Source organism: Carboxydocella sp. JDF658 (assembly GCF_002049395.1).
Lineage (GTDB): Bacteria > Bacillota.
The window spans coordinates 1-13,930 of sequence record NZ_BDLR01000084.1 but is presented as its reverse complement, the minus strand read 5'-3'; the positions used below and the strand labels follow the sequence as shown (position 1 = coordinate 13,930).

Genomic DNA, 13,930 nt, shown 5'->3' with positions numbered 1-13,930 from the left:
GAAAGAATAGAAAATAGATTAAATACTATTATAATAGAAAAGAAAAGAGAAGCAGCCAAGGAATTACCTGATATAGATTTTTTATTAAATGAACAGGAAAAACTGCAAAAAAATTTAATAGAAACTATTAATCTTATAGAAAAAATAAATGAACAAATATATTTTTCGAACAATTTAATAAGAGAATGTACTGAATATTTAAGGGATTTGCCAGATGCAGAAGGGTTAGAAAATGAAAGAAAAGAATTAATCTCTAATTTAAAAACAATTGAAGAATATAAAGATGAAAAGTTAAATGAATTACGTAATTTTATTAGGGAATACTTTGTTTATTTTAATTTATTTTCATCAATAAAATATACTTTGGAGAAAATAGAAGAGAAAAAAAGAAATAATCAATTGCCACCTAATATAGATAAAAACTTTTTAAAAGAAATATTATCAAGTCAAAAATGTCTAATATGTAATAGTTATCTTACAAATGAGGGGAAAGAAAATATTGAAAAAATTTTAAGAGAATTAGAAGTAAGTAATGAAGTTTCACATATTCTTATAGAAATGTATACTTCTCTTAAAAATATTATTGAAAAAATAAAAAATTATCCACGTGAAAAAAATAAAATATTAAAAGAATTAAATTACTTTGAAAACCAGATAGAAAGTATTCAAAAAAGAATCAATGATATTGACAAAATACTTGCAGGTTATAATATTCAAGAAATAAGTGAAAAACAAAAAATTCGATTAGAAAATGAAAAATTAGTTAAAGAAAATATAAGAAAAAAAGCTGTTCAAGAAATGTATAAAACAAAATTAGAAAATGAAATAAATAAAATAAAAGAGAAAATAGATGAGGCTTTAAAAAAGGAACAAAAAGTTAAACATTTACAACAGAGCATTAGTTTAAGTGAGAAAGTATTAAATATGGCAAAAAATTTGAAAAACGAGATAATGATAGAAAATAAAAATAAAATTCAAAGACTTACGGAAGAATTGTTTTTATCTATGGTTTGGAAAAAAAACACCTTTAAAGAAGTTGTTTTAGATGATAATTATAATTTAGGACTTACTCATATAGAAGGATATGAATGTCTAGGCTCCTGTAGTGCTGCAGAGAGGGCGTTATTAGCGCTATCATTTACATTGGCATTACACAAAATATCTGGTTTTACATCTCCATTAATAATAGATACACCTGTCGCACGAATTTCTGACCAGAACAGAAAAAATTTTGCTAATGTCTTAGTATCTATTAGTACTGAAAAGCAAATAATATTACTATTTACACCAGATGAATATTCTGAGCAAGTAAAACAATTTTTTGATCCTATTTGTTGTACAAAGAGATATTTAAATACTACAAACGAAAGAACTACGATAGTAATGGAGTGATATAAATGTCTAAACGTGATAGATTATACATAGATAAAAAAGATAGCGTAATTATAAATAAAATAAAAGAGTCGGGAAACTATTTTAATTTTAGAGATATACAAAATAAAGATATTTTTTTGCTAGCAATGTCTTTTGGTAAAGCAAAAGGTGGTAATATATATCCTTTAGAAAACAGAGATGGTGGCGGCTTTTTTTTAGAAAACTATTTATCAGCTAAAGATAAGGCGTTAATTAATGCGGTTTTTATAGAAGAATATAAAGATTTAAATTTAATTACTGATAAAGAAAAAAAATATGATTATGCTCAGGATTGTGCCCATTTAGGATTTAAGATATTATATGATATTATTCAAAATAAAGAAGAAGGAACATTTGAAAAAAGAATGCTTACAATGCTTGATGATTTATACGAAAATATAAAAGATAAAATTAATTAAGGATGAAATAAATATGAAAAAAAAAATTGGTATTATTGATGCTGACTTACTTGATAATGGTACTAGGCATCCAAATCTTGCATTAATGAAAATAAGTGGTTATATGAAGGAAAAAGGACATGATGTTAAATTAATTTTAGATTATAGGGAAATAAATGAAGGTTTTGATAAAATATATATATCAAAGGTATTTTCTTTTACAAAAGTACCAGATATAATATTTAATTTTAAAAATATTGAAAAAGGAGGAACGGGATTTTATCCCGATGGAGGGCCAAGTCTTAGAGAAGAAATAGAGCATCATATGCCAGATTATAGTCTTTATAATGATTATATCGAAAGAGAAATTGCGAAAGGTAGAAACCCTAAATCTTTCACTGATTATACTGATTATTCAATAGGTTTTACAACAAGGGGTTGCTTTAGAAAATGTGAATTCTGCGTTAATAAAAAATATGATAGAGTTGTTAAACATTCTCCAGTATCTGAGTTTTTAGACCCTAATAGAAAAGGGATATATTTATGGGATGATAATTTTTTAGGCTACTCAAAATGGTATGAAATACTTGATGAGTTAGAGGCCACAGGAAAACCATTTCAATTTCGTCAGGGGTTAGACTTAAGGTTAATGACAGAAGAAAAGGCTAAAAGGTTATCTAAAGTAAAATATAAGGGTGATTTTATTTTTGCTTTTGATTTTATAGAAGATAGCGAAATAATTCAAAAAAAATTAAAACTATGGAGGAAATATTGTAATAAAACAACAAAATTATATTTATTATCGGGTTATTTATCACAAGATGAAACGGATATAGAAAACTTATTTGAAAGAATAAAAATACTAATGAAATTTGGTTGTTTACCCTATGTTATGAGACATGAGCGATATCTAGCTAGTAAATATAAAGGGCTTTATATAAGTATTACACGATGGTGTAATCAGCCTCGTTTCTTTAAAAAAATGAGTTTTAGAGAGTTTTGCGAGGCAAACCAGAAATATAAAAAAACAAATATCATATGCTCTACTTTCAAATCAATGCTTGATTTTGAAAAAGAACATCCATTAATTGCAAAAAAGTATTTTGATTTAAAGTTTGATAAGCTTAATGAATATTAAAAAGGACTGTCCCGGTGACAGTCCTTTATGCTTCTAACTCCAGCTTATTTTCCATAACCCGTTTCACATAGTTTTGCGTTTCCTGATAAGGGGGAATATTATTACCGTACTTTTTCACAGCATGGGGACCAGCATTATAGGCCGCTACAGCCAGGGCTTCATTGCCCCCAAACTGGTCCAGCAGTTGCCTTAAATATTTTGTACCCCCTTCGATATTCTGGGCTGGATCGAAAGCATTGGTTACTCCAAGCGCGCGGGCAGTAGCAGGCATTAACTGCATCAGCCCTTGGGCCCCGACGCGGGAAATAGCATGGGGATTAAAACTGGACTCCGCTTGAATTACAGCAGTGATCAGATCCGGATCAACCCCGTATTTTTGTGCCGCTTGCTGAATTAATGGAGCGAAAGCAGCAGGGGCTTTAATCGCACCTGAAACTTGCTGTCGCGTAGTTTCCGCTTTTTGCTCGGCCTGCGCAACAGCAGATTGCAAGATCTCAGCAAAACTGGCAGTATTGTCAGTATTAAGAGAATTAGGTAACTGGTTTTGACTAAAAGTAGAGGTCAAAATCTGCCAGCGCCAGAGAAACAGGAGCAGTTCAATATCCACCGCTATCACCTCTACTCTTAGTTTAAACCAAAGGTTCATCTCTGTAAAGAATGAGAATTTATCCAGGACTGATATCGGTGGCGGAGATGAGCCTGTTCGATTTCATAGCGCAGCTGTTTTAAAGTGAAGTAATCAATACCCAGGCTGCTGGAAACTTCAAAGTCATCTTTGCCTTTTTGCCAGAGCGATACTATCCGTTTGACATTGGTACGATACTTTTTGCTTAATTTAGCAAAATCGATAATGTCTTCCCGTTTTTTCTTCATAAGAATCCCTCCATTTCCCCCGGTACAACTATTTTTCGCTTTTCCTTTTCTGATATGAGTTAAAACTTTTGGCACAGCTGCGGGCTTATGGTAAAATAAAAATTATGAACAAACAAGCAGATTGTCCAATTTTTGATGCCATAAATGAATATCTGGCCCAAAAGGGAGATTGCTGGCATATGCCGGGCCATGGTCAGGGCCGGGCTTTTCAATCCCTTTGGCCAGAGCTGGCTGCGGTTGCCCGCTGGGATGTCACCGAGATCCCGGGACTGGATAGCTGGCATCAGCCAGAGGGTTGTATTGCAGCTGCGGAAAAACTGCTGGCAGAGGCATATCAAACCCAGGCTTCCTTTTTTCTGGTGGAAGGAGCTTCAGCGGGAATCTGGGCCATGATGGCAGCGGTGGTCTCGCAAAATGGAAACAGAATAGCTATACCGCGCTGGGCTCATGCCAGTGTCTTCCATGCTCTGGTGCTGACGGGGGCGGAACCGGTATTTTACCCTCCAGTTTTTTTGCCGGAATGGCAGCTGATTATCGGGCCAGAAACTGAAGGGGTTGCGCTGGATAGTGATGGTATTTTCTTTTTGTACCCTTCCTATGAAGGGGTAGCCTGGCCTCTTAAAGACTGGATGCTGGCAAATAGCTACAACACCACTGCACCTGTTCTGGTAGATGAGGCCCATGGCGCATTATTTCCCTGGCATGAAAGGATGCCTGTAAGTGCCATCACTTCAGGCTGTGACGGGGTGGTGCATGGGTTGCATAAAACCGGTCCGGCTCTGACACAGACGGGTTATCTGCACCTGCCCACTGCGAAACTAAAGGCTGACTGGGTGCGAAAGAACCTATCGCTACTCACTACAACCAGCCCTTCCTATTTGTTTATGGCGGCACTGGATCTAGCGCGCAGGGAGCTGTATTTTCATGGCCGGGAAAAAATCGAGCAGATGCTGGAGTGGGCGGAACAATTGCGCTGGGAGCTGGAGAGGATAGGGATAGAAGTATTAAAACCAGAGCAATTACCAGCCGGCTACCAGCTGGATAGGACCAGGCTTTTGTTGAGGTTGGAAGGATATACAGGAGTAGAAGTGGCTACTCATTTAAGACAGAAGGGGATAGTGGTAGAAAAATACGAGGCAGATCGGGTCCTGTTATTGATAAACTATGACTTCAATCCAGAACAGGGGAAAAGATTAATCGAGGCTTTAGGCCAATTAAAACCAAAAACGGGGAAACCTAACTGCTGGAAAGAACAATTTTATCCTGAGGAGAACCGCCTGGTCATGTTGCCCCGGGAAGCCTGGCTGGCCAAGAAAGAACGGGTAGCAACAAATCAGGCCAAAGACAGAGTGGCAGCCCAAACGGTAGCACCATGCCCACCGGGTTTAGCTATTGTTTGTCCCGGGGAAGTAATTCAGGCAGATACCATCGCTGCACTGGAGGCCTGGGGTATTGAGGAAATTTGGGTGGTGAAATAGTTGCGGACAGGAAAATTTATCGTATTTGAAGGACCGGATGGAGCGGGAAAATCAACGGTATTACAGGAAATAACCAGTAAACTGCAACAGACTGGTGTCAGTTATCTTACCACCAGGGAACCCGGGGGGACCAGAGAAGGACAGCTATTGCGGGAATTGTTGCTTAGAACTGATTACGAATGGTGTGGTGAGGCTGAGGCCTTTCTATACTGTGCTGACCGAGTGCAGCATGTCAGGCGCTTGATTTTGCCGGCGCTGGCAGAAGGGAAAATAGTGCTCAGTGACCGATACTATTACAGCACACTGGCTTATCAGGGTTACGGACGAGGCTGGAATTTGACCTTTTTACGGCAAATTAACCAGATGGCTACCCTGGGAGTGGAGCCGGACCTGGTTTTCCTCTTTGATATTGAACCAGAGCTGGGATTAAGCCGGGTTAAGAAAAATCGCCAGGGACAAGCCCCTGACCGTCTGGAACAGGAAGAGCTGGCCTTTCACCAAAGGGTGCGGCAAGGTTATCTGGAATTGGCCAGAGAGCAAAACTGGGAAATCATCGATGGCAGTCGCGACCTGGCTGAAGTGGTAGATTCGGTTTGGCAGATCCTGCAGCAAAGGATGAGAGAAAATGAAAATATCTGATTTACGCCGTGGGCCCGGGGGTTTGCCGGGAATTGATGGTCCCGGGCGGGAAAAAGATGGCGAGGCTCGCAGGGCTGATTTTAATGAGCAGCTCATCAAGGCCCAGACCACGGAAACCAGAAAACAGCTGGATAAATTAATCAAAGATATTGAAGTACAGGGCCAGCGGCTGGCCAATCACCGAACCCTGGTGGAACTGAAAAGATATAAGGAAATGGTGCGTAACTTTTTGCGGGAGGTAGTTTCATCTGGCTATCAGGTCCGGGAAGAAACGGGCTGGGACCGTAGAGGCCGATATAAAGTGCATGTCCTGGTGGATAAAGTCAATGCCAAACTGGAGGAATTGACCGAGGAGATTTTGCAAAAAGAAAAAAGCCAGGTGGAAATACTGGCCCGGGTAGATGAAATTCGGGGCTTACTGGTAGATATGTATACCTGAATTAAGTGGTGAACATGATGTTGAAGGAAATTATCGGGCATAAACAGTTAGTCCGTTTTCTTTTAAAAAACCTCAAAAACCAGCAAATGGCCCATGCTTACATTTTTCAAGGACCGGTGGGAATTGGGAAAAGGGTGGTAGCCCAGGCTTTTGCCCAGGCTTTTTTATGCCTTCAGCCCCGGGAGGATGGGGATGCCTGTCAGAGTTGCCAGGCTTGTTATCTTTTTCAAGCCGGGACTCATCCTGAGTTTATCCAAATCCAGCCGGAAGGTAACTCTATTAAGATAGAGCAGGTTCGGCAGTTACAGCAGACCCTGACATTGAAACCTGTGCTGGAGCGGGGACGAGTCGTTTTGATCCAGCAGGCTGATGGGATGACTGAGGAAAGTGCCAATAGCCTGCTAAAAATTCTGGAAGAGCCGCCGGAAAGAACCGTATTTCTTCTCCTGACTGACCGGCCTTTTGCTTTACTGGAAACCATTCGTTCCCGCTGTCAGACTTTGCAGTTTTACCCTCTCAATAATGAGGAAATGCGGGAATTTGCCGGCAAGGTGATGCCGGAAGGCTGGCAGGGGGAGATTGAGACCCTCTTGTTGCTGGCAGAAGGGATTCCGGGCAAACTGGAGGAATTTTTGCAGGAAAAAGGTCTGGCTTTGACTCGTCAACAGGTTATCACGGGATTAAAAGATATTTTAGCCCAGGGGGTTAGTTGCTGTTTTAGACAGGCAGAGGAATGGGAAAAAGAAAAGGAACTGCTGTCTGTCAAACTGGAAATTCTCCTGAGTATTTTTCGGGATTTGCTGGTTCATGAGCTGGCAGCAGAAAATCAACTGACCTTAAATAGGGATTGTGAGCCATTGTTAAAGGAAATGAAACAGCGTCTACAGCGGGAACAGATACTGGTTATCACAGACAGCATCCTAAAGGCCCAGCGCCTGCTGACTACCAATGTAAACATCCGGCTCTTGCTGGAATGGCTGTTTCTGCAAATCGCCAGATACGGAGGTTAGAATAAATGGTAAAAGTAGTAGGAGTGCGCTTTAAGGAAGCGGGCAAGATCTATTATTTTGATCCCGGGCCCTGGCAGGTAAAAGCCGGTGATCATGTGATTGTGGAAACAGCCCGCGGGATTGAATATGGTCAATGTGTGACCGGGACCAGGGAAATTGCGGAGGAAGATGTAGTTCAGCCTTTAAAACAGGTTATTCGGATTGCAAATCCCGAAGATGCGGAAATTGTAAAAGAAAATGAAGAAAAGGAAAAACAGGCCTTCAAAATCTGTTTGGAAAAGATTCAGGAACATGGCTTGCCCATGAAACTGGTAGGGGTGGAATACACCTTTGACCGCAGTAAAATCATTTTCTATTTTACTGCGGATGGCCGGATTGATTTCCGGGCCCTGGTCCGGGACCTGGCCGCTATTTTCCGTACCCGGATTGAGTTAAGGCAAATCGGGGTAAGGGATGAGGCCAAGATGCTGGGCGGGCTGGCCAGCTGTGGTCGGGTCTTGTGTTGTAAAACATTCCTGGGGGAATTTGTCCCTGTTTCCATCAAAATGGCTAAAGAACAGAACTTATCCCTTAACCCGACTAAAATTTCCGGTATCTGTGGGCGTTTGATGTGTTGCCTTAAGTATGAAAATGATGTTTATGAAGAAGAGAAAAAGGATTATCCACCTCTGGGAACCTGGGTTAACCTTCCGGCGGGAGAAGGAAAAATAGTTGCTGCTAATATTTTAAAGAAAACCGTTAGTGTGGAAATGAAGGAAAGCAAACACATTGTGGAAGTTCCTCTGGATGAAGCGAAAAGACTCCTCAACAACAAGGAGTGAGAGCATGCAGCTCATCAAAAAAATCACCGAGCTGGAAATTATCATCAAACATTTGCTGGATGAGTTACAGGAATTAAAAGAAAAGGCATTAAACCTGGAAGAGGAAAATGAAAAACTGCGCCGGGAAGTGACAGAAATCTACCAGAATTATCTGCAAGGAGAAGTACAGATAAAAAAGACGGAAAGGAAGCCCTTGAAACCGGTGGGGGGCGAAGGTTATGATAACCTGGCTCGTTTATATAATGAAGGTTTTCATATTTGCAATCTGCATTTTGGGCAAATGCGCCAGGAAGGGGACTGTCTCTTTTGTATGGGCTTCTTAAAAAAATCCCTGGAAAGGGAGGAAAACCAACTTGGTCCGATTGGAGCCAGGAGAAAGAATTGATACTTTGACTACTGACGGATTGCAGATCATTCAGGCAGAAGATCAGTTTCGCTATACCATTGATGCTGTTTTGCTCAGCTGGTTTGCAACTGTCCAGCGGGGGGATACTATCCTGGATCTGGGTACCGGGACGGGCATCATTCCTCTTCTAATGATCCAGCGTCAACCGGATTTGTCCTTTACGGCCCTGGAATTAAACGAACAGGTGGCTGAACGGGCACAGCGCAGCATCAGGCTTAATAAACTGCAGGAGAGAATTGAAGTTGTTAATGCTGATTTGCGCAGCTGGAAACCCGGCAGGCATTATAACCTGGTGGTGGCCAACCCACCCTATCGCCCCCTGGGACAAGGAAAACTGAGCGCAACGAAAAAGATCGGCATGGCTCGCCATGAACTTACCTGTACTCTGGAGGATGTCATTAAAGCGGCAGCCAGGGCCCTGGGGACCAGAGGCCGCCTGGCTATGGTTTATCGTCCGGAAAGACTGGCTGAGCTAATGGTGCTGCTGGTCCAATACCGTTTTCAGGTGAAGCGCCTGTGGTTTGTACATGGCAAGGAAAGCAGGATAGCCACTCAGGTTTTGCTGGAGGCATATAAAGATGGGGGCCCAGGGTTAAAGGTATTACCTCCCCTGTTCATCTACGATGAACAGGGGCATTATACATCAGCCATGCTTGCTATTTATAAAGATCTGAGGAGTGTAGGCCTTGAGTAAGGGAGTGCTTTATGTTTGCCCAACCCCCATTGGCAATCTGGAAGATATAACCTTGCGGGTACTCAGAGTATTAAAGGAAGTAGACCTGATTGCGGCTGAGGATACCCGGCACACCATTAAGCTACTTAATCATTTTCAGATTTCCACTCCTCTGACCAGTTATCATGAACATAATGAAACCAGTAAGGGGCCCAAATTGATTGACCAGCTCCAGAAAGGGAAAAAGATTGCCCTGGTATCGGATGCAGGCATGCCGGGAATTTCCGATCCGGGTTTGCATTTGATTGATCTGGCCTGGCAGGCCGGGATTAAAGTGGAAGTGTTGCCGGGCCCCAATGCAGGTTTGACAGCACTGGTAGCTGCGGGTATGGCGGAATTGCCCTTTACCTTTTTCGGTTTTCTGCCCCATCACAAAAAAGAACGGCGCCAGCTCTGGCGAAAGCTGCGACAGCATCCCTACACCCTGGTTTTTTATGAAGCCCCTCATCGTCTGCGGTTGCTGTTGGAAGAAATCCGGGAGTATTGCCCAACAGCACAAATAGCCATTGCCCGGGAGCTGACCAAGGTACATGAAGAGATTGTAAGGGGCCAGGTGGAAGAAATTATGCACTGGTGGGAAGAGAAACAGCCCCGGGGTGAGTTTGTAGTAATACTAAATCCGGGGAAAAAAGAAGGGCAGAATGAGGAAGAAACAGAGACCCATACTGAAGATAGGGCATTGATGCGGGCCCGGCAACTTATGGAGACTGGGATGAGCCTGAAAGAAGCGGCGCGACAGGCGGCGGCAGAAACCGGTTTTAGTCGCCGGGAAATATACCAGCGGTTGCTGACAAAAGAATAAGGGGGCTTATTGCCCCCTTATTTGTTTTAGCCCTACTTGCTGGCCAGTTCGCCCATTTCCTTGGCGCAGTCCATGCAGACATTTTTGCCCCGGAAATGGGTGATGTTACCGGCATTGCCGCAGAAAACACAGGCCGGCTCGTATTTCTTCAGGATGATTTTTTCCGCATCTACATAGATTTCCAGGGCATCCTTTTCATCAATGCCCAGAGTTCTGCGCAACTCGATGGGAATAACCACCCGGCCCAGTTCATCAACTTTTCTTACGATACCAGTAGACTTCATCACAGACGTCTCTCCCTTCGACAAGTTTCGACAAATTACTACATCAACCGTCAGACTTATGATACCAAGCTTTCCATTTAAAGTCAAGGGGGCATTTGCATTTCTTGACAATTTTTTTTGTATCAGCTATTATCAGTAATAGTATTACCCGTATGGGTAAAAATGATGTGAAGAGGAGTTTGACAGCAGGTTGTCCCCGGGAATGCCGTGAACAACCTCTTACCCCTTCAGTGAGGGGTTTATTTTTTCCGAATGAGGAGGTAAGAAAATGGCCAAACCTACATTTTATATCACCACCCCCATTTATTATCCCAGCGATAACTTACATATCGGCCATGCCTATACTACGGTGGCCGCAGACACCATTGCCAGGTACAAGAAGTTGAGAGGGTATGATGTCCGGTTTTTGACCGGTTCTGATGAACATGGCCAGAAAATCCAGCGAACCGCTAAGGCTCGTGGCCTTACTCCTCAGGAACATGTAGATCAGATTGTTGCCGGGTTTCAGAAGCTGTGGCGTCTCCTGTATGTGGATTATGATGATTTTATTCGCACCACCGAGGAACGGCATAAAAAGGTAGTGCAGGCTATTTTTCAGAAGATTTATGACCAGGGAGATATCTATAAATCAGAATATGAAGGCTGGTACTGCACTCCCTGTGAAACCTTTTGGACGGAAAACAAACTGGTAGATGGCAATTGTCCCGATTGCGGCCGACCGGTAGAGCTGGTGCGGGAAGAAAGCTACTTTTTCCGTATGTCCAAATATGCCGACCGTTTGTTACAGTACATTGAGGAACATCCTGAATTCATTCAGCCTGTTTCCCGGCGCAATGAAATGATTAATTTCATCAAACAGGGTCTGGAGGACCTCTGTGTTTCCCGGACCACTTTTGACTGGGGTATTCCTGTGCCCTGGGATCCCAAGCATGTCATCTACGTCTGGTTTGACGCCCTGACCAACTATATCTCCGCCCTGGGTTATGGCGGACCGGAATGGGAGAAACTGGGCAAGTACTGGCCGGCGGTACACCTGGTGGGGAAAGATATTGTGCGTTTCCACACCATCATCTGGCCCATAATCCTGATGGCAGCCGGTATACCCCTGCCGGAAAAGGTAGTCGGACATGGCTGGCTACTGCTGGCCGGGGGCAAGATGTCCAAATCCAAGGGCAATGTGGTGGATCCCGTTCAGCTGGTGGAAAAATACGGGGTAGATGCTGTACGCTATTTCCTCTTGCGGGAATTGCCCTTTGGTTCTGATGGCTACTATTCGGAAGAAGCTCTGGTCAATCGCATCAATGCTGATCTGGCCAATGACCTGGGCAATCTGGTTTCCCGCACGGTGGCCATGATTGAAAAATACCGGGATGGGATCGTGCCCGCCCCTGGTCCCCTTCAGGCAGTTGACCAGGATCTGATTGAAACCTACCGGCAGGCTCTGGCTGGATATACGCGGGCCATGGATAATCTGGAGCTGGCCAATGCCCTGTCCGAACTGTGGCCACTAATAGCCCGGGCCAATAAATATATTGACGAAACCGCCCCCTGGGTACTGGCCAAAGATCAGGAACAACAGGATAGACTGAATACAGTTCTCTATAATCTGGCTGAAGTGATCCGCATAGTTACAGTAATGCTCTCACCCTTTATGCCTTTACTGGCTCCGCGGGTCTGGCAACAACTGGGCCTGACGGATTTGAATAAGGCAGATTGGGATTCGGTACAGGTCTGGGGAGGTTTACCGGCTGGTTTGAAAGTAGTCAAGGGCCAGGCCCTTTTCCCGCGGATTGATTGGAAAGGAACAGAAACGGAGGCAGAAAAAGTGACAGTGGAAAAAGTAGAAAAAGCAGTATCTGTTGACAATAATTATATCACTATTGAAGATTTTGGTAAAGTGGATTTGCGGGTTGTAGAAGTTATTGCCGCCGAAAAGGTGCCTAAAGCTGATAAACTGCTGAAATTAGAGGTTAAGCTGGGTGATGAAATCCGCACCATCGTGTCCGGGATCGCCCAGCACTATGCTCCTGAAGAACTGGTAGGCAAACGAGTTGTGCTGGTAGCCAACCTGAAACCTGCCAGGCTACGGGGAATTGAAAGTCAGGGTATGATTCTGGCAGCTTCTGATGAAAACGGGCTGGAGGTACTGACTGTCCAAAAAGATATTAAACCCGGGTCGAAAGTAAAATAAGGGGCGAATAAAATGGCGAAACTGAAACTCTTTGATACCCATGCCCACCTGGATGACCGCAAATATGACCAGGACCGGGAGGAAATGTTACAACGGGCCCGGGAGGCCGGAGTGGAGCGGATTGTCAATGTGGGTTATGACCTTTCCTCCTCCCGGCGTTCCCTGGCCCTGGCGGAAAAATATGATTTTATCTATGCGGCGGTGGGCATTCATCCCCATGATTCAGCAACTGCTAATGAGGATACCTGGAAACAATTGCTGGAACTAGCGGCTCACCCCAAGGTGGTAGCTCTGGGAGAGATGGGCCTGGATTATTACCGGGACTTGTCTCCCAGGCCGGTACAGCAAGGGGTTTTTGCTCACCAGATGGAACTGGCTCAACAGGTAGGTAAACCGGTGATTATCCATGACCGGGATGCTCATGCCGATCTGCTGGCAATGGTAAAGGAATCCCGGATTGGAGAAAAGAACGGTGGTGTCTTCCACTGCTTTTCCGGCAGCTGGGAAATGGCTAAAGTTTGCCTGGACCTGGGGTTTTATATATCCATTGCCGGTCCGGTGACGTTTCATAATGCCCGCAAGTTAACCGAGGTTGCCGCCAAAGTACCGCTAGAGCGCCTGTTGATTGAAACCGATGCGCCTTATCTTACCCCTGAGCCTTATCGGGGTAAACGGAACGAATCAGCCTATGTTGTCTGGGTGTTGCGCAAAATTGCGGAACTAAGGCAGATGGATCCGGAGGAACTGGCAGTACGCACTTTCGACAATGCTTGCCAGCTTTTCCGGATTTAGTCGGAAACTTTTGCCACTGGTAATTTTTTCTCCGGCAGGAATTCATCCCTCCTTTGGCGAATATAGTATAAGCGAAAGGAGTGGATGCAATGGTAATAAACCGCAAACTCCGGACAACACTGGCCCTGCTGTTAGCCTTTGTTCTGGTGATCAGCGGCAGTGCTGCCTGGGGGAAAACGGTGAAAAGGCCCTCCCGTACCAAAATTAAAACCCAAACGGTCTATAAGTACGAGTACACCACTTTTACAGCCCAGCCGCTGGTTCAGTATGACCCCAAGAAACCGGCAGGCTGGCGACAGGTATTGCGTCAGGCTAAACCGGGAAAAATCGAAAAGAAATATCGTCTGGTATATCAAAATAACAAGCTCATCCAAAAACAGTTAGTAAAACAGCGGGTTGTGGCAGCTGCCCGGCCAGCCCTGATAGTAAAGGGAGGCAACAGAGTGGCTTCCCGCGGCGGGGGGATTTCCCGGGGGGGCGAACGGGATGTGGCTAAAGTAATGAATGTCCTGG

Annotated in this window: 17 protein-coding genes; 14 read left to right on the top strand and 3 right to left on the bottom strand. The window is 43.8% G+C overall.

Annotated elements, in window-relative coordinates; all coding sequences use genetic code 11:
• The 3 genes from JDF658_RS14475 to JDF658_RS10975 form a co-directional block, all read left to right on the top strand.
• A partial coding sequence (locus tag JDF658_RS14475) for a hypothetical protein (protein WP_079907659.1) occupies positions 1–1,392 on the top strand: 1,392 nt, incomplete at its 5' end.
• Positions 1,393–1,397: 5 nt separating this feature from the next.
• Complete coding sequence (locus JDF658_RS10980; RefSeq protein ID WP_079907657.1) at positions 1,398–1,832, top strand: hypothetical protein; 435 nt, start codon at positions 1,398–1,400, stop codon at positions 1,830–1,832.
• Between the two features lie 13 nt (positions 1,833–1,845).
• Positions 1,846–2,949: a hypothetical protein gene (locus tag JDF658_RS10975; RefSeq protein WP_079907655.1), complete on the top strand. Its 1,104-nt coding sequence runs from the start codon at positions 1,846–1,848 to the stop codon at positions 2,947–2,949.
• Positions 2,950–2,974: 25 nt separating this feature from the next.
• Here the strand turns inward: JDF658_RS10975 and JDF658_RS14965 are convergent, their stop codons facing one another.
• Together JDF658_RS14965 and JDF658_RS10965 are read right to left on the bottom strand one after the other, a co-directional pair.
• A complete protein-coding gene (locus tag JDF658_RS14965) occupies positions 2,975–3,556 on the bottom strand; it encodes a lytic transglycosylase domain-containing protein (RefSeq protein ID WP_278308124.1) in 582 nt (193 codons plus the stop codon).
• Between the two features lie 35 nt (positions 3,557–3,591).
• Entirely contained in the window at positions 3,592–3,822 is a 231-nt protein-coding gene (locus JDF658_RS10965; RefSeq protein ID WP_078665759.1) for a hypothetical protein, read from the bottom strand.
• Positions 3,823–3,890: 68 nt separating this feature from the next.
• On the opposite strand from JDF658_RS10965, the gene JDF658_RS10960 reads away from it, so the two are divergent.
• From JDF658_RS10960 to rsmI, 8 genes are read left to right on the top strand one after another with little or no spacing between them, the layout of a single operon-like run.
• The gene (locus JDF658_RS10960) at positions 3,891–5,300 is read left to right on the top strand and encodes an aminotransferase class I/II-fold pyridoxal phosphate-dependent enzyme (RefSeq protein WP_078665758.1); all 1,410 of its coding nucleotides are present in this window, start codon (positions 3,891–3,893) and stop codon (positions 5,298–5,300) included.
• The gene (gene tmk, locus JDF658_RS10955; RefSeq protein ID WP_078665757.1) at positions 5,301–5,939 is read left to right on the top strand and encodes a dTMP kinase; all 639 of its coding nucleotides are present in this window, start codon (positions 5,301–5,303) and stop codon (positions 5,937–5,939) included.
• Positions 5,926–6,378 carry a YaaR family protein gene (locus JDF658_RS10950; protein ID WP_078665756.1) on the top strand — a complete coding sequence of 151 codons (453 nt, stop codon included), beginning with the start codon at positions 5,926–5,928 and terminating at the stop codon, positions 6,376–6,378. The genes tmk and JDF658_RS10950 overlap by 14 nt, the downstream gene beginning before the upstream one ends.
• Positions 6,379–6,395: 17 nt before the next feature.
• Positions 6,396–7,388, top strand: a complete 993-nt coding sequence (gene holB / locus JDF658_RS10945) for a DNA polymerase III subunit delta' (protein WP_159071758.1) — start codon at positions 6,396–6,398, stop codon at positions 7,386–7,388.
• Positions 7,389–7,393: 5 nt separating this feature from the next.
• Complete coding sequence (locus JDF658_RS10940; protein WP_079907652.1) at positions 7,394–8,209, top strand: stage 0 sporulation family protein; 816 nt, start codon at positions 7,394–7,396, stop codon at positions 8,207–8,209.
• Positions 8,210–8,213: 4 nt separating this feature from the next.
• On the top strand, positions 8,214–8,594 hold the full coding sequence (locus JDF658_RS10935; protein WP_078665753.1) for an initiation control protein YabA: 381 nt from the start codon (positions 8,214–8,216) through the stop codon (positions 8,592–8,594).
• The gene (locus tag JDF658_RS10930) at positions 8,563–9,309 is read left to right on the top strand and encodes a tRNA1(Val) (adenine(37)-N6)-methyltransferase (protein WP_078665752.1); all 747 of its coding nucleotides are present in this window, start codon (positions 8,563–8,565) and stop codon (positions 9,307–9,309) included. Before JDF658_RS10935 ends, JDF658_RS10930 begins: the two co-directional genes overlap by 32 nt.
• Positions 9,302–10,150: a 16S rRNA (cytidine(1402)-2'-O)-methyltransferase gene (gene rsmI / locus JDF658_RS10925; RefSeq protein WP_079907650.1), complete on the top strand. Its 849-nt coding sequence runs from the start codon at positions 9,302–9,304 to the stop codon at positions 10,148–10,150. Before JDF658_RS10930 ends, rsmI begins: the two co-directional genes overlap by 8 nt.
• Positions 10,151–10,182: 32 nt before the next feature.
• Here rsmI and JDF658_RS10920 read toward each other — a convergent pair whose 3' ends face one another.
• A complete protein-coding gene (locus tag JDF658_RS10920; protein WP_078665750.1) occupies positions 10,183–10,434 on the bottom strand; it encodes an AbrB/MazE/SpoVT family DNA-binding domain-containing protein in 252 nt (83 codons plus the stop codon).
• A gap of 268 nt (positions 10,435–10,702) precedes the next feature.
• Here JDF658_RS10920 and metG point away from each other — a divergent pair, with 268 nt between their 5' ends.
• From metG to JDF658_RS10905, 3 genes are all read left to right on the top strand, one after another.
• A complete protein-coding gene (gene metG / locus JDF658_RS10915; protein WP_078665749.1) occupies positions 10,703–12,625 on the top strand; it encodes a methionine--tRNA ligase in 1,923 nt (640 codons plus the stop codon).
• Positions 12,626–12,637: 12 nt separating this feature from the next.
• Positions 12,638–13,417 carry a TatD family hydrolase gene (locus JDF658_RS10910; RefSeq protein ID WP_078665748.1) on the top strand — a complete coding sequence of 260 codons (780 nt, stop codon included), beginning with the start codon at positions 12,638–12,640 and terminating at the stop codon, positions 13,415–13,417.
• Positions 13,418–13,506: 89 nt separating this feature from the next.
• Positions 13,507–13,930: G5 domain-containing protein (locus JDF658_RS10905; protein WP_200805678.1), on the top strand; the 424-nt coding region annotated here is incomplete at its 3' end.